The 21291-nt window shown below is 48.5% G+C and carries 22 protein-coding genes and 1 pseudogene; 22 read left to right on the top strand and 1 reads right to left on the bottom strand.

The genetic code is table 11. The features are described from left to right. Nucleotides 1-475: 475 nt before the first annotated feature. The 11 genes from rpmH (at nucleotide 476) to NSQ22_RS18410 (ending at nucleotide 10354) form a co-directional block, all read left to right on the top strand. On the top strand, nucleotides 476-610 hold the full coding sequence (gene rpmH, locus NSQ22_RS18460) for a 50S ribosomal protein L34 (RefSeq protein ID WP_003397591.1): 135 nt from the start codon (nucleotides 476-478) through the stop codon (nucleotides 608-610). A gap of 79 nt (nucleotides 611-689) precedes the next feature. Next, complete coding sequence (gene rnpA / locus NSQ22_RS18455) at nucleotides 690-1055, top strand: ribonuclease P protein component (protein ID WP_011888464.1); 366 nt, start codon at nucleotides 690-692, stop codon at nucleotides 1053-1055. 73 nt (nucleotides 1056-1128) lie between these two features. After that, nucleotides 1129-1893: a YidC family membrane integrase SpoIIIJ gene (gene spoIIIJ / locus NSQ22_RS18450; protein ID WP_008880830.1), complete on the top strand. Its 765-nt coding sequence runs from the start codon at nucleotides 1129-1131 to the stop codon at nucleotides 1891-1893. Further along, nucleotides 1890-2546 (top strand): RNA-binding cell elongation regulator Jag/EloR, encoded by a 657-nt coding sequence (gene jag, locus NSQ22_RS18445; protein ID WP_008880829.1) that lies wholly within the window; start codon nucleotides 1890-1892, stop codon nucleotides 2544-2546. The genes spoIIIJ and jag overlap by 4 nt, the downstream gene beginning before the upstream one ends. A gap of 276 nt (nucleotides 2547-2822) precedes the next feature. Further along, nucleotides 2823-4211 (top strand): tRNA uridine-5-carboxymethylaminomethyl(34) synthesis GTPase MnmE, encoded by a 1389-nt coding sequence (mnmE, locus tag NSQ22_RS18440; protein WP_008880828.1) that lies wholly within the window; start codon nucleotides 2823-2825, stop codon nucleotides 4209-4211. Between the two features lie 16 nt (nucleotides 4212-4227). Continuing rightward, nucleotides 4228-6117 carry a tRNA uridine-5-carboxymethylaminomethyl(34) synthesis enzyme MnmG gene (gene mnmG / locus NSQ22_RS18435; RefSeq protein WP_339263998.1) on the top strand — a complete coding sequence of 630 codons (1890 nt, stop codon included), beginning with the start codon at nucleotides 4228-4230 and terminating at the stop codon, nucleotides 6115-6117. Nucleotides 6118-6140: 23 nt separating this feature from the next. Then, a complete protein-coding gene (gene rsmG / locus NSQ22_RS18430) occupies nucleotides 6141-6857 on the top strand; it encodes a 16S rRNA (guanine(527)-N(7))-methyltransferase RsmG (protein WP_008880826.1) in 717 nt (238 codons plus the stop codon). A gap of 159 nt (nucleotides 6858-7016) precedes the next feature. Beyond that, complete coding sequence (gene noc, locus NSQ22_RS18425) at nucleotides 7017-7862, top strand: nucleoid occlusion protein (protein WP_008880825.1); 846 nt, start codon at nucleotides 7017-7019, stop codon at nucleotides 7860-7862. Between the two features lie 124 nt (nucleotides 7863-7986). Further along, the gene (locus tag NSQ22_RS18420; protein ID WP_008880824.1) at nucleotides 7987-8748 is read left to right on the top strand and encodes an AAA family ATPase; all 762 of its coding nucleotides are present in this window, start codon (nucleotides 7987-7989) and stop codon (nucleotides 8746-8748) included. Next, a complete protein-coding gene (locus NSQ22_RS18415) occupies nucleotides 8741-9601 on the top strand; it encodes a ParB/RepB/Spo0J family partition protein (RefSeq protein ID WP_008880823.1) in 861 nt (286 codons plus the stop codon). Before NSQ22_RS18420 ends, NSQ22_RS18415 begins: the two co-directional genes overlap by 8 nt. Before the next feature lie 51 nt (nucleotides 9602-9652). Then, nucleotides 9653-10354 carry a DUF554 domain-containing protein gene (locus NSQ22_RS18410; RefSeq protein WP_008880822.1) on the top strand — a complete coding sequence of 234 codons (702 nt, stop codon included), beginning with the start codon at nucleotides 9653-9655 and terminating at the stop codon, nucleotides 10352-10354. Nucleotides 10355-10437: 83 nt separating this feature from the next. Here NSQ22_RS18410 and yyaC read toward each other — a convergent pair whose 3' ends face one another. After that, nucleotides 10438-11061, bottom strand: coding sequence for a spore protease YyaC (gene yyaC / locus NSQ22_RS18405; RefSeq protein WP_008880821.1), 624 nt, complete (start codon nucleotides 11059-11061; stop codon nucleotides 10438-10440). 173 nt (nucleotides 11062-11234) lie between these two features. On the opposite strand from yyaC, the gene NSQ22_RS18400 reads away from it, so the two are divergent. The 11 genes and pseudogenes from NSQ22_RS18400 to dnaB all read left to right on the top strand — a co-directional run bounded on the left by NSQ22_RS18400 (nucleotide 11235) and on the right by dnaB (nucleotide 21138). After that, complete coding sequence (locus NSQ22_RS18400; protein ID WP_008880820.1) at nucleotides 11235-12134, top strand: mechanosensitive ion channel family protein; 900 nt, start codon at nucleotides 11235-11237, stop codon at nucleotides 12132-12134. An 18-nt stretch (nucleotides 12135-12152) separates the two neighbouring features. Continuing rightward, nucleotides 12153-12350 carry a DUF951 domain-containing protein gene (locus NSQ22_RS18395; protein ID WP_008880819.1) on the top strand — a complete coding sequence of 66 codons (198 nt, stop codon included), beginning with the start codon at nucleotides 12153-12155 and terminating at the stop codon, nucleotides 12348-12350. 66 nt (nucleotides 12351-12416) lie between these two features. Continuing rightward, nucleotides 12417-13693, top strand: a pseudogene (locus NSQ22_RS18390) (molybdopterin-dependent oxidoreductase). 99 nt (nucleotides 13694-13792) lie between these two features. Then, nucleotides 13793-14893 (top strand): redox-regulated ATPase YchF, encoded by a 1101-nt coding sequence (gene ychF, locus NSQ22_RS18385; RefSeq protein ID WP_008880816.1) that lies wholly within the window; start codon nucleotides 13793-13795, stop codon nucleotides 14891-14893. A gap of 225 nt (nucleotides 14894-15118) precedes the next feature. Then, entirely contained in the window at nucleotides 15119-15406 is a 288-nt protein-coding gene (gene rpsF / locus NSQ22_RS18380; RefSeq protein ID WP_008880815.1) for a 30S ribosomal protein S6, read from the top strand. A 29-nt stretch (nucleotides 15407-15435) separates the two neighbouring features. Beyond that, entirely contained in the window at nucleotides 15436-15930 is a 495-nt protein-coding gene (gene ssb, locus NSQ22_RS18375) for a single-stranded DNA-binding protein (protein WP_011888458.1), read from the top strand. A gap of 39 nt (nucleotides 15931-15969) precedes the next feature. Then, on the top strand, nucleotides 15970-16206 hold the full coding sequence (gene rpsR / locus NSQ22_RS18370; RefSeq protein ID WP_008880812.1) for a 30S ribosomal protein S18: 237 nt from the start codon (nucleotides 15970-15972) through the stop codon (nucleotides 16204-16206). Nucleotides 16207-16283: 77 nt separating this feature from the next. After that, nucleotides 16284-17210, top strand: a complete 927-nt coding sequence (locus NSQ22_RS18365) for a YybS family protein (protein ID WP_008880811.1) — start codon at nucleotides 16284-16286, stop codon at nucleotides 17208-17210. A 46-nt stretch (nucleotides 17211-17256) separates the two neighbouring features. Further along, nucleotides 17257-19233, top strand: a complete 1977-nt coding sequence (locus NSQ22_RS18360; RefSeq protein ID WP_029761080.1) for a DHH family phosphoesterase — start codon at nucleotides 17257-17259, stop codon at nucleotides 19231-19233. After that, nucleotides 19230-19679, top strand: a complete 450-nt coding sequence (gene rplI, locus NSQ22_RS18355) for a 50S ribosomal protein L9 (protein ID WP_011888453.1) — start codon at nucleotides 19230-19232, stop codon at nucleotides 19677-19679. The genes NSQ22_RS18360 and rplI overlap by 4 nt, the downstream gene beginning before the upstream one ends. A gap of 94 nt (nucleotides 19680-19773) precedes the next feature. Further along, complete coding sequence (gene dnaB / locus NSQ22_RS18350) at nucleotides 19774-21138, top strand: replicative DNA helicase (RefSeq protein ID WP_008880808.1); 1365 nt, start codon at nucleotides 19774-19776, stop codon at nucleotides 21136-21138. Nucleotides 21139-21291: the final 153 nt, after the last annotated feature.

The following is a 21291-nucleotide window of genomic DNA, read 5'->3' as shown; positions in this document are numbered from 1 at the left end:
CCGTTGCCCCTCCCTTAATTCAGAGGATAATGGTTCGTTTAAAAAAATAAATTTGTGGAAAAATATATTTAAGGAAAAAAGGCGGCTTTTCGACAAAATCCACCATCTGTGGACAACACTATAAACAAGCTGTGAAAAAATATATCCACATCCTATCCACAAATGTGGATATCTTTTTTTATCCACACGATTATTCATAGTGAAAACACATTAATAATAGCAAATAAAGCAGCTAGTTGCAATGGTGTTTTTTGATTATCCACAAAACGGACAGGCTGTGAAAAAATCGTTATCCACACCGCTGAACATGTGAAAAAAATGTCGATAAATGTTGTGGATTATTATTTAGGGCAGAAAAATTATCCACAACAGTGATAGAGGGAGAAAAATACGAAGGCGGTTGACATTTGCTAAGATTGTTCAATATAATGAGAAAGACTGCCCGTAACAGTTATTCCCTAGGGAGGTGTCATAGATGAAACGGACGTATCAACCAAATAAACGGAAGCGCAGCAAAGTGCACGGATTCCGCGCGCGCATGAGCACGAAAAATGGAAGAAAAGTATTGGCGCGTCGCCGTCGCAAAGGAAGAAAGGTATTGTCTGCATAATAGGCCACTGAAACATCAGTGGTCTTTTTTCTCAACATTTTGCCGTCGGGAAATTAGGCAAGTGGAGTGTTTCGGGAAAATGAAAAAAAAGTATCGGATCAAAAAAAACGAGGAATTTCAAGAAGTGTTTCGACGCGGTGTTTCGACGGCCAACCGCCAGTTTGTTGTGTATACGCTTGACCGTCCGGAGCAGCCTTACTTTCGCATCGGGCTTTCGGTCAGCAAAAAGCTTGGCAAAGCGGTTGTCAGAAACCAAATTAAACGATACGTCCGCCAATGTTTTCTTGAATTAAAAGAGGAGGTTGTCCCAGGCAAGGACTACGTCATTATTGCTAGGCAGCCTGTGGCTGAAATGGGCTATGCAGAAGTGAAAAAAAGCTTGCTCCATGTGCTGCGGAAAGCTGGGGGATTGAAAAAGAGAGGCCGAACAACGGATTTGGCTTGAAAAAATGCTCCACGCGGCGAAAAAAGGTGGTAAAATACATACGTGAACTTGTACATGTGGGAGGAAAAAGAAGGTGAAAAGGCGAATTCCATTGATTGTTTTGCTTAGTGCATTGGCTGCCATGCTGTCCGGATGCACGGAAATTAATGAACCGATCACCCAAGAAAGCAAGGGATTTTGGAACGAATATATCGTTTATCCGCTTTCTTGGCTTATTAAATATGTCGCTGAGTTGCTTGGCGGAAGCTTCGGGTTATCGATCATTGTCGTTACCATTCTCATCCGTCTGCTCATTTTGCCGCTGATGATTCAACAGACGCGCAATGCGAAAGCGATGCAAGCGCTTCAGCCTGAAATTGAGGCGTTGCGCAAAAAATACAGTTCCAAAGACGCGCAAACCCAGCAAAAGCTCCAGCAAGAGATGATGTTATTGTTCCAAAAGCACGGCGTCAACCCGATGGCTGGCTGCTTCCCGATTTTAATTCAAATGCCGATTTTAATCGGTTTCTACCATGCTATTATGCGCACAAGGGAAATCGCTCAACATAACTTTTTATGGTTCGACCTTGGTGACAAGGACCCATACTATATTTTGCCTTTAGTTGCCGGATTGACGACGTTCATCCAGCAAAAAATTATGATGGCCGGCTCTGCTCAGCAAAATCCACAAATGGCGATGATGCTTTGGATGATGCCGATTATGATTGTCATTTTTGCGATCAACTTCCCGGCCGCCTTGTCGCTTTACTGGGTTGTTGGAAATATTTTCTCCATTGTGCAAACGTATCTCATTAAAGGGCCGGCTGTTTCTGCCCATTCAGGAGGAGCGAAAAAGTGAAAGAAGTGACCGCGACTGCCGCAACAGTCGAAGAAGCGGTGGAGTTGGCGCTCGCACAGCTCGGCGTGCCTCGGGAGCGCGCGAATATCGTCGTAATCGATGAAGGAAAAAAAGGTTGGTTCGGCCTGTTTGGTGGTCGGCCGGCGGTTGTGAAAGCAGTGCTGAAAATCGATCCGGTTGAGGAGACGGTACGTTTTTTGCAGCAGGTTATCACGCAAATGGGAGCGGAAGGGGCAAACATTGAAGTCGCCCGCCGCGGCAAGCAAGTGACGCTCCACATTCAAGGAGGGCCGGTCGGTTTGCTGATTGGCAAACACGGGCAAACGTTAAACGCGCTTCAGTTTTTGACGCAGCTCGTCGCCAACCGCCATGCCGACGAATACGTGTCGATTGCCGTCGATGTAGAAAATTACCGCGAACGAAGGAAACAGGCGCTTGTCGAATTAGCACATAAGCTAGCGGCCAGGGTGGTCAAGACGGGGAAAGAAGTCAAGCTTGAGCCGATGCCGGCGCATGAGCGGAAAATCATTCATTTGGCACTGGCCGGCAATAAACATGTCTCCACCTATTCGATCGGGGTTGACCCACATCGTTCGATCGTCGTTTCGCCAGCAGCAGGCAAAAAATCGTCAAGGAAAGAGGCACCTCTTTAAACAACATAGAGGAAGCCTCTCTTTTTTTGGCTTCTATTTCTAGGTCGGAGAGGATGCCTAACATGTTTATGTCTAATACCATGTCTTATTTTGCGAATGTATGTTCTATATAGTTTGTATCAGCCCTATACATTTTAGACAACCGGCCTGAGCGTGCCATATTGTTATTCACATGTGGATAAGTTAAAATTGAACTAAACAAAAATACACAAGGTGAATACGGCCAAAAAAAGTTGTGGATATAGATGGAACGGAGAAAAGTGAGGTGAACAAGCCATGACAGAATTTGATACAATTGCCGCTATTTCGACGCCGATGGGAGAAGGGGCGATCGCCATTGTTCGGCTGAGCGGGGATGAGGCGGTAGAGATCGCCGATCGGCTTTTCCGCAGCCCAACTGGAAAGCAGCTGAAAGACGTGCCGTCACACACGATTCATTATGGGCATATTGTTGACCCAAAAAGCGGGCGGATCGTTGAGGAAGTGATGGTATCGGTCATGCGGGCGCCGAAAACATTTACGCGTGAAGATGTAGTAGAGATTAATTGCCATGGCGGGTTCGTTTCCGTCAATCGGGTGTTGCAGCTTGTGCTCGCGAACGGGGCGCGTCTCGCCGAGCCGGGGGAGTTTACGAAGCGAGCGTTTTTAAACGGGCGCATCGACTTATCCCAGGCTGAAGCGGTCATTGACCTCATTCGCGCCAAAACGGATCGAGCGATGAACGTCGCCTTGCAGCAAATGGAGGGGCGCTTGTCGAAATTGATCCGCGAATTGCGGCAGACGATTTTAGAAACGTTGGCGCACGTTGAAGTCAACATCGACTATCCGGAATACGATGATGTCGAGGAGATGACGCCGCGTCTACTAAAAGAGAAAGCAGAATACGTGCGTGGGCAAATTGAAAAACTGCTTTCGACCGCTACCCAAGGGAAAATTTTGCGCGAAGGTTTGGCGACGGTTATTATCGGGCGGCCGAACGTCGGCAAGTCCTCACTGTTAAATGCGCTTGCTCACGAAAACCGAGCGATCGTCACTGATATTCCGGGAACGACGCGCGATGTCATCGAAGAGTATGTCAACGTTCGCGGTGTGCCGCTCCGCTTGATTGATACGGCCGGCATCCGTGAAACAGAAGATATTGTTGAACGGATTGGCGTCGAGCGCTCACGGCAAATGTTGAAGAAGGCCGATTTAATTTTGCTTGTTTTGAACTATCATGAACCGCTGACAGAAGAGGATGAGCGGCTGTTTGCAATGACAGAAGGAATGGATGTTATTGTTATCGTCAATAAAACGGATTTGCCTCAGAACATTGATATAGAGCGGGTCAAAGAGCTTGCGGCTGGCCGGCCGATTGTGGCAACATCACTATTGTGTGAACGAGGAATTGATGAACTGGAAAAAGCGATTGCTGACTTATTTTTTGGTGGTGAACTCGAAGCCGGCGATTTGACTTATGTCTCGAATTCCCGTCATATCGCGTTGCTCGAGCAAGCGAAAAAGGCGATCGAAGATGCGCTGTCCGGCATTGATGTTGGCATGCCGGTCGATCTCGTTCAAATCGATTTGCGCCGCGCGTGGGAGCTGCTTGGCGAAATCGTTGGCGATACAGTGCATGAAAGCCTGATTGATCAGCTGTTTGCCCAATTTTGTTTAGGAAAATAAACAAGGAGGAACCGAAATGGAGTATCACGGAGGATCGTATGACGTCATCGTCATCGGTGCTGGTCATGCCGGCTGCGAGGCGGCTCTGGCGTCTGCGCGCATCGGTGCGAAAACGCTCGTCATTACGCTTAACCTCGATATGATCGCATTTATGCCATGCAATCCGTCGATTGGCGGCCCAGCGAAAGGGATCGTCGTGCGCGAAATCGATGCTCTCGGCGGAGAAATGGGGAAAAACATTGATAAAACATACATTCAAATTCGGATGCTCAACACCGGCAAGGGGCCGGCTGTCCGCTCGTTGCGTGCGCAAGCGGACAAAGTGCTTTACCAGCGGGAAATGAAAAAGACGCTCGAAAACCAGAAAAATTTGACGTTGCTGCAGGGGAAAGTCGAGCGGCTCATCGTCGAAGATGGCGTCTGCAAAGGCGTCATTACGCAAACAGGAGCGCATTATTACGCCAAAGCGGTTGTCATTACGACTGGGACGTTTCTACGTGGGGAAATTATTATTGGCGATATTAAATATTCAAGCGGACCGAACAACCAGCAGCCGTCGATTAAGCTGTCTGAGCATTTAGAAGAGCTTGGGTTCGAGCTCGTTCGCTTCAAAACGGGAACGCCGCCGCGCGTTAACAGCCGGACAATTGACTACAGCAAAACAGAAATTCAGCCGGGCGACGAGGAACCGCGGGCTTTTTCGTACGAAACGACGAAATACATCACCGACCAACTGCCTTGCTGGCTGACGTATACGACAGAGGAAACTCATCGCATCATTGACGAAAACTTGCATTTGTCGCCGATGTATTCCGGCATGATTAAAGGAACCGGACCGCGCTATTGTCCGTCGATCGAGGATAAAGTCGTCCGATTCCACGACAAACCGCGTCATCAAATTTTCCTCGAGCCGGAAGGGCGGGAAACGGAAGAAGTGTACGTGCAAGGATTGTCGACAAGCTTGCCGGAACATATTCAACGCAAGTTGCTTGAGACTATTCCTGGACTTGAGAAAGCGCAGCTTATGCGGGCTGGCTATGCGATCGAGTACGATGCGATTGTGCCGACACAGTTATGGCCGACGTTGGAAACCAAGTTGGTGAAAAACTTATACACCGCTGGTCAAATTAACGGTACGTCCGGCTACGAAGAAGCGGCGGGTCAAGGCATTATGGCCGGCATTAACGCCGCCCATCGCGCGCTCGGCCGCGAGGAAATCATTTTAAGTCGTTCGGATGCCTATATCGGTGTCTTGATCGACGATTTAGTAACAAAAGGGACAAACGAGCCGTACCGCTTGTTGACATCACGCGCTGAATATCGGCTGTTGCTCCGCCACGACAATGCTGATTTGCGCCTGACCGAGCTCGGCTATCGGATCGGCCTTATTTCCGAAGAGAGGTACCAAGCGTTCTTGGCGAAAAAAGAGGCAATCGAACGGGAGAAAAAACGGTTGCAAACGGTCATCATCAAACCGACGCCAGAAGTGCAGGAAGTGATCCGCCAAGCAGGGGGAAGCGAGCTGAAAGATGGCATCCGCGCTGCAGACTTGCTCCGGCGCCCAGAAATGACGTACGAACATATTCAAAAACTCGCGCCGGCTGACGAAGACATCGCTCCAGAAGTGGCTGAGCAAGTTGAAATTCAAATCAAATATGAAGGCTATATTCAAAAATCGTTGCAAGAAGTTGAACGGCTCAAAAAAATGGAAAACAAAAAAATTCCGGAAGATATCGATTACGACGCTATCCAAGGACTGGCGACCGAGGCGCGGCAAAAGCTGAAACAAGTGCGCCCGCTCTCGATTGCCCAAGCATCGCGCATTTCGGGCGTCAATCCGGCCGATATTTCGATATTATTAGTGTATTTGGAACAAGGAAGAATCGCGCGCGTGTCGAATGAATAAATCATGAGGGAAAGGATTGGCTTATGGAGGCGACACAATTTCAAGCCATGCTCGAAGAGAGGGGAATTTCCCTCTCTTCCCAGGCGCTTGCACAGTTTGAGCGCTATTATGAACTGCTCGTTGAATGGAACGAGAAGATGAATTTGACCGCCATTACGGACAAGCCCGGTGTATATGTGAAACATTTTTTTGATTCGGTTTCTCCGGCGTTTTATTACGACTTTTCCGAGCCGTTCTCGCTTTGCGACGTTGGTGCTGGGGCAGGATTCCCGAGCATCCCGCTTAAAATTTGCTTTCCGCACTTGCGAGTTTCGATTGTCGATTCGCTGCAAAAACGCATCCGCTTTTTACAGCATCTTGTTGGGGAACTAGGGCTTAAAGATATCGCCCTTTACCACGATCGTGCCGAGACGTTTGCTCGCCAAAAGGGGATGCGCGAATCGTTCGACGTCGTTACGGCTAGGGCAGTGGCGCGTATGCCGGTGCTTGCCGAGCTTTGCCTTCCGCTTACGAAAGTCGGCGGTACATTCCTCGCGATGAAAGCTGCTTCGGCCCCCGAAGAGTTGAAAGAGGGGGAAAAAGCGATCGCCGTGCTCGGCGGGGAAGTAACCGCGACGGAAACATTCATGCTGCCATTTGAGGAAGGCGAACGGACGATCATTTTCGTTCAAAAAACGAAAAAGACGCCGGCCCGATACCCGCGCAAACCGGGAACGCCAAATAAACAACCGATTCAGTAACCCTTTGCGGACGCGGCGGGAAAGGGAAAGAGAAAAGAGGTTGTACCGGCTCCCGCCTCGCGTTCCGTTTCGAGGAAAACAAAGACGGCCATAAGCAGCGGCACCTGCTGGGCGAAACAGAGAATATTGGCCAAGTATGTCCAAAGGTGGTGTAGGGGGATGAAGCATCCGTTTTCACGTTTGTTCAGCTTTGGAGAAAAAGAGCAAGAAGAGGCGGGGGGCAAGCAAGAGAGGGAAGAAGTTCGCAACATACCGGTTGCCAGTATTATTCCGAACCGTTTTCAGCCGCGCACGGTATTTGATGAAGAAAAAATTGCCGAACTGGCGTTGACGATTCGCACGCACGGCATCATCCAACCGATCGTCGTCCGCGAATGCGACAACGGACAATTTGAAATCATCGCCGGCGAGCGGAGATGGAGAGCGGTGCAAAAGCTTGGTTGGACGGAAATCCCCGCTATTATTAAAAACTTAAACGATAAAGAAACCGCCTCCGTTGCCCTCATTGAAAACTTGCAGCGTGAGGAACTGACGCCAATCGAAGAGGCGATGGCGTATGCCAGATTGATCGAACTCCACGATTTAACGCAGGAAGCGCTTGCCCAACGCCTCGGCAAAGGGCAGTCGACCATCGCCAACAAGCTGCGACTGCTTAAGCTTCCCCAAGAAGTGCAGGAGGCACTCCTGCAACGGGCGATTACCGAACGCCATGCGCGTGCGTTAATTGCATTGAAAGATAAAGAGAAACAGCTGAAGCTTCTGCAAGAAATCATCGATAAACAATTAAACGTCAAACAAACAGAAGACCGCGTGCTAAAGATGCTTGAGGCAGGCGAACGAAAGCCGAAGCCGAAGAGAAAGGCGTTCAGCCGAGATATGCGCATCGCTGTCAATACGATTCGCCAATCGCTTTCCATGGTAGAAAATAGCGGGGTGTCGGTCCATTCTGAAGAAGAAGAGTTTGACGATTACTATCAAATTACGATTCGCATTGCAAAAAAATAACGAAGTCACCTGTTGCCTCATCAAGCGCGGCTGATGGGGTTTTTTCTTTCAGAAAACAAAGTCATTTTTCTTTTTTTCATGATAAAATAGAATTTATGAGTAATAGATAGAGGTAGGTGGCATCGTGGGCAAAGTCATTGCTATTGCAAACCAGAAAGGCGGAGTTGGGAAAACGACGACAGCCGTCAACTTGTCGGCTTGTTTGGCGTATCTCGGAAAAAAAGTGCTGCTTGTTGACGTCGATCCGCAAGGGAACGCAACGAGCGGAATCGGCATTGAAAAGGGCGATGTCGACGAATGCATTTACAACGTCATTATTGGCGATATGAAAGCAAAAGATGTCATTCGGCCGACAAATATCGAAAATTTATACGTAATTCCGGCGACGATCCAGCTAGCAGGCGCAGAAATTGAGCTCGTTTCGGTCATTTCCCGTGAAATTCGGCTTAAAAACGCGCTCGATCCGCTCAAGACTGTGTATGATTTTATCATTATTGACTGTCCTCCTTCGTTAGGATTGCTGACGTTAAATGCGTTGACGGCGGCGGATGCTGTCCTGATCCCTGTTCAGTGCGAATATTATGCGCTTGAAGGGCTCAGCCAGCTGCTGAACACGATCCGGCTCGTGCAGCGGCACTTAAACTATGATTTACGCCTTGAAGGCGTCTTGTTAACCATGCTTGATGCACGGACGAATTTAGGTTTACAAGTGATTCAAGAAGTCAAAAAGTATTTCCGCGAAAAAGTGTACGAAACGATCATCCCGAGAAACGTGCGGCTGAGCGAGGCGCCAAGCCACGGCAAGCCGATTATTTTATACGATGTCAAATCGCGGGGAGCGGAAGTGTATTTGGAACTGGCGAAGGAGGTGCTTGAACGTGGCTAAAGGTCTCGGTAAAGGCATCAATGCGCTGTTTAACAACCTCTCGCTCAACGGGGAAGAGGAAACCATCTTCGAAGTCAGCATTTCTGATCTCCATCCGAACCCGTACCAGCCGCGGAAAACGTTTCAGCCTGAGGCGATTGAGGAACTAAAACAATCGATTTTGCAGCACGGTATTTTGCAGCCGCTCATCGTTCGTCGCTCGCTGAAAGGGTTTGAAATCGTCGTTGGCGAGCGGCGCTACCGGGCGGCAAAAGAAGCAAATTTGCCGTCCGTTCCTGTTGTCGTGCGCGAGTTAACGGACGAACAAATGATGGAGTTTGCGCTTTTGGAAAACTTGCAACGTGAGGATTTGAACCCGATCGAAGAAGCGATGGCGTATAAAATGTTGATGGACAAGCTGCACTTGACACAAGAGGAAATTGCCAGCCGCGTCGGGAAGAGCCGTCCGCACATTGCCAACCATTTGCGCTTATTGTCTCTTCCGCCCGAAGTACAAAAGCTGCTCATTGACGGCACACTTTCGATGGGACACGGTCGTGCGCTCTTAGGGCTGAAGAAAAAAGGAAAAATGAAGTCCATCGTTGAGCGAACGGTTCGTGAAGGGCTGAACGTGCGCCAGCTTGAGAAACTGGTCCAGCAAATGAATGAAAATGTTTCACGTGAAACATCGAAACGAAAACCACCGGAAAAAAGCGTGTTTATCCGGGAAAGCGAATCGCTGTTGCGCGAAAAATTTGGCACGAACGTCACGATTAAACAATCAAAGAAAAAAGGGAAAATCGAAATCGAATTTTTTTCTCCGGAAGACTTAGAGAGAATATTGGAACTACTTGACGTACAGTTCGATGAGTAGAGCGGCCCTTAACCAAGGCCGGTTTATTTTTATTAGAGAGGATTGAACACCATGGTATTGCTAGGGACGATTGTCAACGGAATTAGCATTGTTGTCGGAGCCTTGATCGGAAAATGGTTTCACCGTATTCCCGAACGGGTAAAAGAGACAGTAATGGGGGGCATCGGGCTAGCAGTAGCACTTCTTGGCATTCAGATGGGAATGAAAAGCGAGCAGTTTCTTATCGTCATTTTCAGCCTCGTTTTTGGCGGTATTCTCGGGGAGCTTTGGAACTGGGAGGAAAAGTTGAATCGGCTCGGCCAATGGTTGGAGAAGAAAGTCGGCGGCCACGGGGAAGGAAGCATTGCGAAAGGGTTTGTCAGCGCGACATTATTATTTGTCATCGGTGCGATGGCGATTGTCGGGGCGCTTGACAGTGGGTTGCGCGGCGACCATAGCGTCTTGTATACGAAATCGATTTTGGATGGATTTACCAGTGTTATTTTGACAACGACGCTTGGCATCGGTGTCATTTTCTCTACGCTGCCCGTTATCATATACGAAGGCAGCATCGCTTTGTTGGCGACACAAATCGAGCGATTTGTGCCAAGGGAAGTGTTGGATGCGTTTATCGCTGAATCGACAGCAACCGGGGGAATTTTAATTATAGCTATCGGGCTGAATATGCTTGGTTTGACAAACATTCGCGTGGCCAATTTGTTGCCGAGTATTCTTGTAACGGCAGCGGCTGTTTTCATTCTTTCGTTCGTTTAACAAAAGTTGCTGTCGACACCTTTAAGGGAAGGAAAAAAGAAATCCCCTTCTTGAAATAGCTTGTCAAGAGGGGGATTGGCCACCTACCATAATGAATGTCGATCTTTCGGAAACGGTTGGACGGCAAGCCGTTCCTTCCGGATGAGATGCCGTTCTGCCTCATAAATGCCGTTGGCGATCGTTTTGGCCATATTCATGACGAGATGAAGGCGTGTATTTTGCAGGACGAAAAATTCCATAAATCCGCTCACATTCACTACTCCGGTAATATGGGCGTCGCCGACGGGAAGAAGCTGTTTATTCACCCCAGCTCCAGGGCGAACCGGTCCTTTGGCTACAGTGATGGCGCCAACACTTTTCAGCCGTCCGAGACAAGCATCGACCGCGATCATAAATGGATCACCATGAATGAGCTGAATGGCTTCCACTTTTTCTTCTAGGTTGACAGCGTGGATCGGTTCTTCAAGCGTTCCGTAGACGTGAAAGCGGGTCAATGGCTTCTCCTGTAGCATCGTGCCGACAAGCGGTCCGAGCGAATCACCGGTTGAACGGTCTGTGCCGATGCAGACGATGGCGATCGGTTGGACGAGCGGATCCGGAAGCAGCGAAGCGATCCGCCAGGCAATCGCGGCCACCGCTCCTTGTTCATCGTAAAAAATACGATTTCTATCCTCCTTGGAAGAGAAAAATATCGACGGTATGCTCATTCACTTCACTCCTACTTTCGATTCAAAAGTATTAACAGTATACGGAAAATAAAAGAATGATATACATCTTGACGTTTGTTTTTCTTTTTCATCTGGTGCATGACTACAAATCAACGATCGATCTTGTTAAAATAAAAAGCGCAGAATGAAATAAGGTAGAGGTGTCGTCAACGTTGAAGACAATTGAAAAAACGGTGAATCCGTTCTTTGAGTTTTTGACAGATGAGAACTTGTGGACTGAGATCGGAAAAAAGACGCTTTATATTATTCTTATCCTACTCATATGCGCCGTAGCGGTGAAAGTATTGAAAATGGCCGTCCATAATGCATTCAAAATGCGCCAGAAAGCACCGCTCCGATTTTCGGAACGTCGGGAGATGACGCTAGCGCGACTGCTCGACAACGTCATTACATACGCATTATATTTTATTGCGTTATTGATGATTTTAGATACGTTGGGTGTTCCCGTTAAAGGGCTGTTGGCCGGGGCTGGGGTCGTCGGCTTGGCCGTTGGCTTCGGGGCGCAGAGTTTAGTGAAAGACATCATTAGCGGATTTTTCATCATTTTTGAAGACCAGTTTGCTGTCGGCGATTACGTGCGCATCGACAATTTTGAAGGGTATGTGGAAGAAATTGGGTTGCGGGTGACGAAAATTAAAAGTTGGACTGGAGAAGTGCACATTTTACCGAACGGCAGCATCACGCAAGTGACAAACTATTCGCTTCATAATAGCTTGGCGGTTGTAGACGTCAGCATCGCTTACGAAGAGGATATTGAAGAGGCAGAACAAGCAATTCGCGAGCTTCTGCCGCAGCTGCCGGCAAAATATGAAGATATGGTCGCTCCGCCGGAACTGCTCGGCGTGCAAAATGTGACCGGTCCGGAAGTCGTGCTCCGCATTGTATGTGAAACAAAACCGATGTGCCATATCGGTATAGGAAGAGCCATTCGCAAAGAAGTAAAGATGCTTTTAGACGAACGAGGGATCGAAGTTGCGTATCCACGACTCGTGCTGCATCGCCGGGATGAAGACGAACAGTCTGCGGTGAAGCGGCAAAGGGAACAATCGTGATGATATGGGGGTGAGTGGATGGAAGGGAAAGAATTTGGTTTGTATGATATCGTTGAAATGAAAAAACCGCATCCGTGCGGTACGAACCGTTGGAAGGTGATCCGTCTAGGCGCTGATATTCGCATTAAATGTGAAGGATGCGCCCATAGTGTTCTTTTGCCGCGCAAAGAGTTTATCCGTAAAATGAAAAAAGTGTTAGTCAAGCACGAGGAATAGAGAAATGCGAACCAAAAAAGCATGGGCAGCTGTCCCATGCTCTTTTGTTAATTAAGAGGGAAAAGGATGGAAATCACGCATGTGACGTCATGCCCGCTCAATGGCTAGGGTATGCGGGTTGAAAGTGACGGTGAAGGAAGGAAAAGTCGTGCGCATTGACGGCGATGAACCACACCCGATCACGTAAGGGAGCATTTGCAGGTGCGGACGAATGTTGAAAGAGCGGGTCAATGCTAAGGAATGTCTCCTTTATCCACTGAAAAAAGTGAACGGGCAGTTTATCTGTGTTTCGTGGAAAGAGACGTTTGATGATATTGCTCGAAACGTGCGGGAATTAAAAAACGGTTCGGTCCGACAGCTGTGCTTCGTAACCATGATTACGCCAATAACGGGCTGTTGAAAAATTTGGACCGACGTTTTTTCAACTGCTATGGTGGAGTGATGGAACTTGTCGGCAGCCTTTGCTGGGGTGCGGGGATTGAAGCGCAAACGTGAGATTTTGGCAACGCGTACAGTCATTCACCAGAAGATATCAAGGAATAGTCGTCATATCGTTATTTGGGAGCGAAACGTCGCCCGGACGAACATGCATTGATATGCAACCATTAGACAGAATCCATCGAGTAAGTATCTCATTTTCATTCCGCCGGGCGAGGCAAATCCCGACCTTTGGATTTGGACGGAGCTGGCGAAGCGCGTAGGCTTTGCAGATGAATTTGCCTATACGCACGAGCAGTTTCTCGCGATGGCGCTTCGACCTTTGGAACGAGACGGCATTACGCTTGAACGGCTGAAGGCAGAGCACCGCGTTTTTTTGCCTGTCGAACCGGTGCCATGGTGCGACCGTCGCTTTCAAACGCCAAGCGGCAAATATGAGCTCATATCTAACATTGTTCGACAAAAAGGGATGGATGGCCGTCTCCAAATCATGTATCCGGCTGAATCAAAAGAATCGAATCCGTTATTGGCCGCGAAATATCCGTACCGGTTGCTGACGATCCATCCGCTCGGGTCGAACCATTTGCAGCACTATCCGCTCATTCCGGCATTGCAGATGGTTCACATTGAAGTTGCAGCCGATGTTGCCGACGAAAGAGGGCACACTGATGGTGATCAGGTGCTTGTCTACAACGACTGCGGCTCGCTCGCCGGCACGTTCAAAGTGTTTGATGGTGCTTATCCGGGAACAATCAATATTGATGAAGGACAATGGGGAGGCGTTTGGCGGTTCGTTTAACGTACTCACGTTGGATTTGGAGTCGGGCAACGGCTGCGGCAGTACACTGTATGACTGTTTAGTTCACATTCAAAAAATAGTGCTGAAAGAAAGAGAAACGACCTAAAAAACGCTTTTTCCAGAACAGACTGGCGGTACGCTTGTCATTTTTCTTGCCAGCCCATATAATGAGGGAAGATGCGAACGGGAAAGAGGAGTGGGACGAATGGGATTGACAGCAGGAATTGTCGGCTTGCCGAACGTCGGCAAATCGACGTTGTTTAACGCGATTACAAAGGCAGGAGCTGAATCAGCCAACTATCCGTTTTGTACGATTGAACCGAACGTTGGTGTCGTCGAAGTACCTGATGAGCGGTTAAATGTACTGATGGAAATGTTCCAGCCGAAGCGCACGGTGCCGACCGTCTTTGAATTTACCGATATTGCCGGCATCGTCAAAGGAGCGAGCAAAGGAGAAGGGCTCGGCAACAAGTTTTTATCGCACATTCGTCAAGTGGACGCGATTTGCCAAGTGGTTCGTTGTTTTAACGATGAAAACATTACCCACGTTGCCGGCAAGGTCGATCCACTAGCCGATATTGAAACGATCAATTTGGAGCTTATTTTCGCCGATTTAGAAACAGTAGACAAACGAATCGAACGGGTCGGCAAAATTGCCAAGCAAAAAGACAAAGAAGCAGCGTTTGAATACGACATTTTGCTGCGATTAAAAGAGACGCTTGAAGCCGGCAAACCGGCGCGTACGGTCGAATTCACTGATGAAGAGATGAGAGTCGTTAAACAGCTACATTTGTTGACGACAAAGCCAATGCTTTACGTCGCTAATGTCGGGGAAGAAGATGTGGTTGATCCAGATAGCAATCCGTTCGTTGCTGAAGTGCGCGAGTTTGCGAAGAGCGACAATGCTGAGGTCATCGTCGTTTGCGCTAAAATTGAAGAAGAAATCGCTGAATTCAGCGACGAAGAAAAACAACAGTTTTTGCAAGAGCTCGGCATTAAGCAGTCTGGTCTTGACCAGCTTATCCGCGCTGCTTACAGCTTGCTGGGACTGGCCACATTTTTCACTGCCGGTGAGCAAGAAGTACGAGCATGGACGTTCCGGAAAGGAATGAAAGCGCCGCAATGCGCTGGCATTATTCACTCTGACTTTGAACGTGGATTTATTCGCGCTGAAACTGTTTCGTACGCTGATTTAGTCGCTGCTGGATCGATGGCGGCAGCGCGGGAAGCCGGCAAAGTGCGCCTCGAAGGAAAAGATTACGAAGTGCAAGATGGCGATATTATGCACTTCCGGTTTAACGTGTAACATAACGGCAAGTTCGAGGAAAAACGATCACATTTGCCGAAGGAAAACTCTCTAACTGGTACGCTGTTTTCCGCAATGGCGCTGGAAGATGTTTGCGCAGCCAGAATGCGAGACATGCCCTTGCTTATCACTTGCAATCGTGGTATAATCAACGAATGTGAGTAATGGCTATTACTCCTTGCCCTTCAGCGGAAGGGCCGTTTAGACCAAAAGGAGGTGACGAGCGTGAGAAAATACGAAATCATGTATATCATCCGCCCGAACATGGACGATGAAGCAAGACAAGCTGTCGTCGAACGCTTCAACAACGTGTTGAAAGAAAAAGGTGCGGAGATTACGAATGTGACGGATTGGGGCAAACGCCGTTTAGCCTATGAAATTGAAAAATACCGTGACGGTTATTACATGATTCTCAACGTCATGGCAGAACCGCAAGCGGTGCAAGAATTTGATCGCTTAGCGCGCATTAGCGAAGATATCATCCGTCATATCGTCGTAAAAGAAGAAAAATAATTTTTGGTATATGTTAAGAGGTGGTTCTGATGATTAACCGCGTCATTTTGGTCGGCAGGTTAACGAGAGATCCGGAGTTGCGCTACACTCCAAGCGGAGTGGCTGTTGCCACATTTACGCTCGCGGTCAACCGCCCGTTCACAAACCAGCAGGGCGAGCGTGAAGCTGATTTTATCCAATGTGTTGTTTGGCGTCGCCAGGCAGAAAACGTCGCTAACTTCTTAAAAAAAGGAAGCTTAGCCGGAGTGGACGGCCGGCTGCAAACTCGCAGCTATGAAAACCAAGAAGGCCGGCGCGTGTATGTGACGGAAGTGGTGGCTGATAACGTCCAATTTCTTGAGCCAAAAGGAAGCAACGAGCAACGTGGGGCAGCAGCAGGCGGCTACTATGGGGATCCGTTCCCATTCGGACAAGATCAGAACCACCGATACCCGAACGAAAAAGGGATTGGCCGCATTGATGAAGATCCTTTCGCCAATGACGGCCAACCGATCGATATTTCTGACGACGATTTGCCGTTTTAATTGATAAGGAAGACAGGGACAGAAAGGAGGAAACGGACCATGGCAGGACGGAAAGGTGGACGTGGCAAACGCCGCAAAGTATGTTATTTCACGGCGAATAACATCACGCATATCGACTACAAAGACGTTGATTTGCTGAAAAAATTCATTTCCGAACGCGGCAAAATTTTACCGCGTCGCGTGACAGGAACGAGCGCGAAATATCAGCGCAAATTGACGGTCGCGATCAAACGCGCGCGCCAAATGGCGCTTTTGCCGTATGTTGCGGACGAGTGAGCTGAAAAAAGCAGTAAGGGGGACCTTACTGCTTTTTTCTATTTATGCTGATCACTAGACGGAAAGGAGAACGTTCATTGCGAAAGACGCATGCTCTCACTGAAGCAGCGATTGAATTGGCATTGTTTGCCGTTTTGCTTTTGCTCGCGTTATACGTGCCGTTTATCGGTTTCATTGCTGCTTTGTTTTTAGCGCTTCCGTTTATGGTGTTTACGATGCGCCACGGGCTCATTCCCGCGTGGTTGCTGCTTGCGGCGGCGCTTGTCGTCTCCGGTTTGATCGGATCGCTTTTGTCGCTGCCGATGGCGCTTATGTTCGGAACTTTTGGCATAGCGGTCGGCGCGATGCTGGTGAAAAAGAAAAATCGTTACCTTGTTTTGCTTATTGGTGCGCTCGTATTTTTAGCCAACATTGTGCTTGACTATGTCATTTCGATTCAATTTTTGCAAGTTGATATGATCCAAGATACACTCGCGCTAGTGCGTGAATCATTTGATACGGCAATGCGCGTCATGGAAGGAATGGGGCAAACACCGCCGACGGAGATGAAAAAACAGTTTGAGCAAGCCATTGTGCTGATTAGTTACATGACTCCGACTTTGTTTTTCGTCGCCTCGTTTGTGTTGGCGTACGTGACGATTATTGTCTCGCTTCCAGTCATGAAACGTCTGAAACTGCCAGTCGGCACGTGGCCGCCGTTTCGTGAGCTTTCCTTGCCCAAAAGCGTGTTATGGATTTATGTCCTTGTGCTCGTTTTATCCCTATTTCCGCTTAAAGAGGGAACATTTACATACATTGCTGTATTGAACGTATCTTACGTGTTGCAGCTTGCCTTGATTGTTCAGGGGTTTTCATTTTTGTACTACGCCGCTTACAAAAAAGGCATAGGAAAAGGTGTTGTTGTCGCGGGGACGGTTATTTGCTTATTCCTGCCTTTTCTACTTTATCTTGTGGCGATATTCGGTATAATTGATTTAGGATTTGATTTGCGCCGCCGCATATAATAATTGGATAAAGTAAGCCATTTTTGCAGTGTAGGAGCTGACTTGAATGTCTCATTTTTACGAAAGGAAAACGTACCGTTATCCGTCCTATGCGTTAGCCGCCTTGGCGGTGCTTATGGCTGTTAGCTTGTTTTATTTTCAATGGATGCTTGGGCTCGTCGGTCTTCTCGGTGTTGGTTTTTTGCTTTATTACGTCATTTGGTCGCAACGCTCTTTACACAAGGAGCTGCAACAATATATTTCCAACTTGTCATACCGAGTAAAAAAAGTCAGCGAGGAAGCGCTGATGCAGATGCCGATCGGTATTCTGCTCCTCGATGAGGAAGACAAAATCGAATGGTCGAACCGGTTTTTAGCAGCTTGTTTTAAAGAACAGACATTAATTGGGCGTTCGCTCGCTGAACTTTCCGAACCGTTGGCTGCTTTTGTGAAAAAAGGGAAAACCGACGAAGAAATCATTGAACTGAATGGAAAACAGCTGAAAGTGATCGTCCACCGCCATGAACGGCTTCTTTACTTTTTCGATGTTACTGAGCATATGGAGCTGAGACGGCGTTATGAGACAGAGCGATTGGTGTTGGCGATCATTTTTCTTGATAATTACGATGAGATTACCCAAGGAATGGACGATCAAGCGAAGAGCCAAATGAACAGCCTTGTCACGTCCGTATTAAACCGTTGGGCGAATGATTACGGCATCTTTTTAAAACGAACGTCCTCCGACCGGTTTATTGCTGTATTAAACGAGCATATATTGACGCAATTGGAAAAAAGTAAGTTTTCGATTTTGGACGAAGTGCGTGAACAAACGGCAAAACATCAGGCCCAGATTACGTTAAGCATCGGCATCGGTGCCGGCGTGTCCTCGCTTCCCGAACTTGGGACGCTTGCTCAATCGAGCCTAGACCTAGCGTTAGGACGCGGCGGCGACCAAGTGGCGATTAAGCAAGGAAACGGAAAAGTCAAGTTTTACGGAGGCAAAACGAATCCGATGGAAAAGCGGACGCGCGTCCGCGCCCGCGTCATTTCCCATGCGCTTCGCGAACTGATTGCCGAGAGCGATAAAGTGCTCATTATGGGTCACAAATACCCGGATATGGACGCGCTTGGAGCCGCCATTGGCATTTTAAAAGTTGTTCAATCGAACCAAAAGGAAGGATTTCTTGTTGTTGACGCTATGAAAACAGACGCTGGAGCGCAGCGGCTGCTTGAGGAAATGAAAAAACAGGCCGATTTATGGGCAAGATGCATCAAGCCAGAACAGGCGCTTGAGCTCATAACGGAAGATACGCTTTTGATCGTTGTTGATACCCATCGGCCGTCGCTTGTCATTGAGGAACGGCTGTTATATCGTGCCGACCATATCGTCGTCATCGATCACCATCGCCGCGGTGAAGAGTTTATCGAGGCGCCGATTCTCGTCTATATGGAGCCGTACGCCTCGTCGACGTCTGAGCTTGTCACTGAGTTGTTGGAGTATCAGCCAAAACGAGTGAAACTTTCGATGCTTGAAGCGACAGCGTTGCTTGCCGGCATTGTCGTTGATACGAAGAGCTTCACGCTCCGCACCGGTTCACGGACGTTCGATGCGGCTTCATATTTGCGCGCTCAAGGGGCGGATACGGTGCTCGTGCAAAAGCTGCTGCGGGAAAGCGTGGCCAATTACGTTAAACGGGCAAAATTGATTGAGCGGGCAGCAATCGATGAACATGGCATTGCCATCGCTAAAGGAGACGAGAACGAAGTGCATGACCAAGTGTTAATCGCGCAAACGGCTGATACGCTTCTCACGTTAAGCGGTGTTGTCGCTTCGTTCGTCATTTCCAAGCGAGGCGACGGAACAGTCGGCATTAGCGCCCGCTCGCTGGGCGATGTCAATGTGCAAGTGATTATGGAACGGCTTGGCGGAGGCGGGCACTTAACGAATGCTGCCGCTCAGCTTTCCGGTGTGACGGTCGGAGAGGCGGAGCAGCAGCTGCGTGAAGCGATTCATGACTATTTTGAGGGGGGTAAGCCAGTATGAAGGTCATTTTTTTGAAAGATGTAAAAGGAAAAGGGAAAAAAGGGGAAATCAAAAACGTTGCCGACGGTTATGCGAACAACTTTTTGTTCAAACAAGGGTTGGCCATTGAAGCGACGCCAGCGAATTTAAAAGCACTCGAAGCGCAAAAACAAAAAGAACAGCGCCAAGCGGCGGAAGAGCTGGCGAATGCCAAAAAGTTAAAAGAGCAGCTTGAAAAGCTGACAGTGGAAATTGCGGCGAAGGCAGGTGAGGGAGGCCGTTTGTTCGGCTCGATCACGAGCAAGCAAATTGCTGAGGCGCTGCAAGCCCAGCACGGCCTAAAGCTCGACAAGCGGAAAATCGAGCTTAACGATGCCATTCGCGCCCTCGGATATACGAACGTGCCGGTGAAGCTTCATCCGGAAGTGTCAGCAACATTAAAAGTGCACGTGACGGAACAAAAATAACGGTGACGGTTCACTCCAAGATGCGAAGATGTCCCCGCCCGCTGCGGCGGGGCTTCCTTGCTTATCGGCTAACAGGGGAAAAGGTGGTGAGACGATGAGTGAACTTTTTTCTGAACGAATTCCTCCGCAAAGCATTGAAGCCGAGCAGGCTGTGCTTGGCGCCGTGTTTTTAGATCCCACTGCGTTAACGCTCGCTTCGGAAATGTTAATTCCAGAAGATTTTTACCGCGCGGCCCATCAAAAAATTTTCCACGCCATGCTTCGTGTCGCCGACAAAGGCGAACCGGTTGATTTAGTCACAGTGACAGCGGAACTCGCTGCTTCCGAGCAGCTTGAAGAGATCGGCGGTGTCTCATATTTAAGCGAGCTCGCCGATGCCGTGCCGACAGCGGCTAACGTTGAATATTACGCCCGCATCGTGGAAGAAAAATCGGTGCTTCGCCGCCTCATCCGTACGGCGACATCGATCGCCCAGGACGGGTATACAAGGGAAGACGAAATCGACCTTCTGCTTGATGAAGCAGAACAAAAAATTATGGAGGTTTCCCAACGGAAACATTCAGGTGCCTTTAAAAATATTAAGGATATTCTCGTTCAAACGTACGATAATATTGAAATGCTCCATAACCGGAACGGAGAAATTACCGGCATCCCGACGGGATTTACTGAGCTTGACCGGATGACGTCCGGTTTTCAGCGGAGCGATTTGATCATCGTTGCTGCCCGGCCGTCGGTCGGGAAAACGGCGTTTGCTTTAAACATCGCGCAGAACGTAGCCACAAAAGCAAACGAAAATGTTGCCATTTTCAGTTTAGAAATGAGTGCCCAGCAGCTCGTGATGCGGATGCTTTGCGCCGAGGGAAATATCAATGCACAAAACTTGCGCACCGGCCAACTGACGCCGGAAGACTGGGGTAAGCTGACGATGGCGATGGGGAGCTTATCGAACGCTGGCATTTATATTGACGATACGCCGAGCATCCGCGTCAGTGATATTCGCGCCAAGTGCCGTCGTCTGAAACAAGAAAGCGGCCTTGGCATGATCGTCATTGACTATTTGCAGCTTATCCAAGGAAGCGGACGCAGCAAAGAAAACCGCCAGCAGGAAGTATCGGAAATTTCCCGTTCGTTAAAGGCGCTCGCCCGCGAGCTCGAAGTGCCAGTCATCGCCTTGTCACAGCTGTCGCGCAGCGTTGAGCAGCGCCAAGACAAGCGGCCGATGATGTCCGACATTCGTGAATCCGGAAGCATTGAGCAAGACGCTGATATCGTCGCTTTTTTATATCGGGATGATTATTACAACAAAGATTCCGAGAACAAAAATATTATCGAGATCATTATCGCGAAACAGCGTAACGGCCCAGTGGGGACGGTACAGCTTGCTTTTATTAAAGAGTATAATAAATTTGTGAACTTAGAGCGCCGTTTCGATGAGGCGCAAATTCCGCCAGGAGCATAAAACAGCGCGATGCCAATGGCATCGCCTCTTTTCATGTCTCTGGTTAATAAACGAATAAAATAGTTTATAATTGTTTTTAATGTTCGTGTTTCATTGACTTTATGCCTGAAAACTGTTACACTTACAATGTTTAGACCGTGGAAACTGGAGGTG

The organism is Geobacillus sp. FSL K6-3411 (assembly GCF_037965715.1).
GTDB lineage: Bacteria > Bacillota > Bacilli > Bacillales > Anoxybacillaceae > Geobacillus > Geobacillus thermodenitrificans.
This window is presented reverse-complemented; position numbering and strand designations above follow the sequence as displayed.

Bases quoted from the DNA above. Each gene is read 5' to 3' on its own strand.
- yyaC (WP_008880821.1), bottom strand. From the start codon at position 11,061: ATGAGCATACCGTCGATATTTTTCTCTTCCAAGGAGGATAGAAATCGT.
- rsmG (WP_008880826.1), top strand. From the start codon at position 6,141: ATGGAGGCGACACAATTTCAAGCCATGCTCGAAGAGAGGGGAATTTCC.
- ssb (WP_011888458.1), top strand. From the start codon at position 15,436: ATGATTAACCGCGTCATTTTGGTCGGCAGGTTAACGAGAGATCCGGAG.
- NSQ22_RS18395 (WP_008880819.1), top strand. From the start codon at position 12,153: ATGGAAGGGAAAGAATTTGGTTTGTATGATATCGTTGAAATGAAAAAA.
- rpsR (WP_008880812.1), top strand. From the start codon at position 15,970: ATGGCAGGACGGAAAGGTGGACGTGGCAAACGCCGCAAAGTATGTTAT.
- mnmE (WP_008880828.1), top strand. From the start codon at position 2,823: ATGACAGAATTTGATACAATTGCCGCTATTTCGACGCCGATGGGAGAA.
- ychF (WP_008880816.1), top strand. From the start codon at position 13,793: ATGGGATTGACAGCAGGAATTGTCGGCTTGCCGAACGTCGGCAAATCG.
- noc (WP_008880825.1), top strand. From the start codon at position 7,017: ATGAAGCATCCGTTTTCACGTTTGTTCAGCTTTGGAGAAAAAGAGCAA.
- NSQ22_RS18360 (WP_029761080.1), top strand. From the start codon at position 17,257: ATGTCTCATTTTTACGAAAGGAAAACGTACCGTTATCCGTCCTATGCG.
- mnmG (WP_339263998.1), top strand. From the start codon at position 4,228: ATGGAGTATCACGGAGGATCGTATGACGTCATCGTCATCGGTGCTGGT.
- rpmH (WP_003397591.1), top strand. From the start codon at position 476: ATGAAACGGACGTATCAACCAAATAAACGGAAGCGCAGCAAAGTGCAC.
- rnpA (WP_011888464.1), top strand. From the start codon at position 690: ATGAAAAAAAAGTATCGGATCAAAAAAAACGAGGAATTTCAAGAAGTG.
- rplI (WP_011888453.1), top strand. From the start codon at position 19,230: ATGAAGGTCATTTTTTTGAAAGATGTAAAAGGAAAAGGGAAAAAAGGG.
- dnaB (WP_008880808.1), top strand. From the start codon at position 19,774: ATGAGTGAACTTTTTTCTGAACGAATTCCTCCGCAAAGCATTGAAGCC.
- NSQ22_RS18410 (WP_008880822.1), top strand. From the start codon at position 9,653: ATGGTATTGCTAGGGACGATTGTCAACGGAATTAGCATTGTTGTCGGA.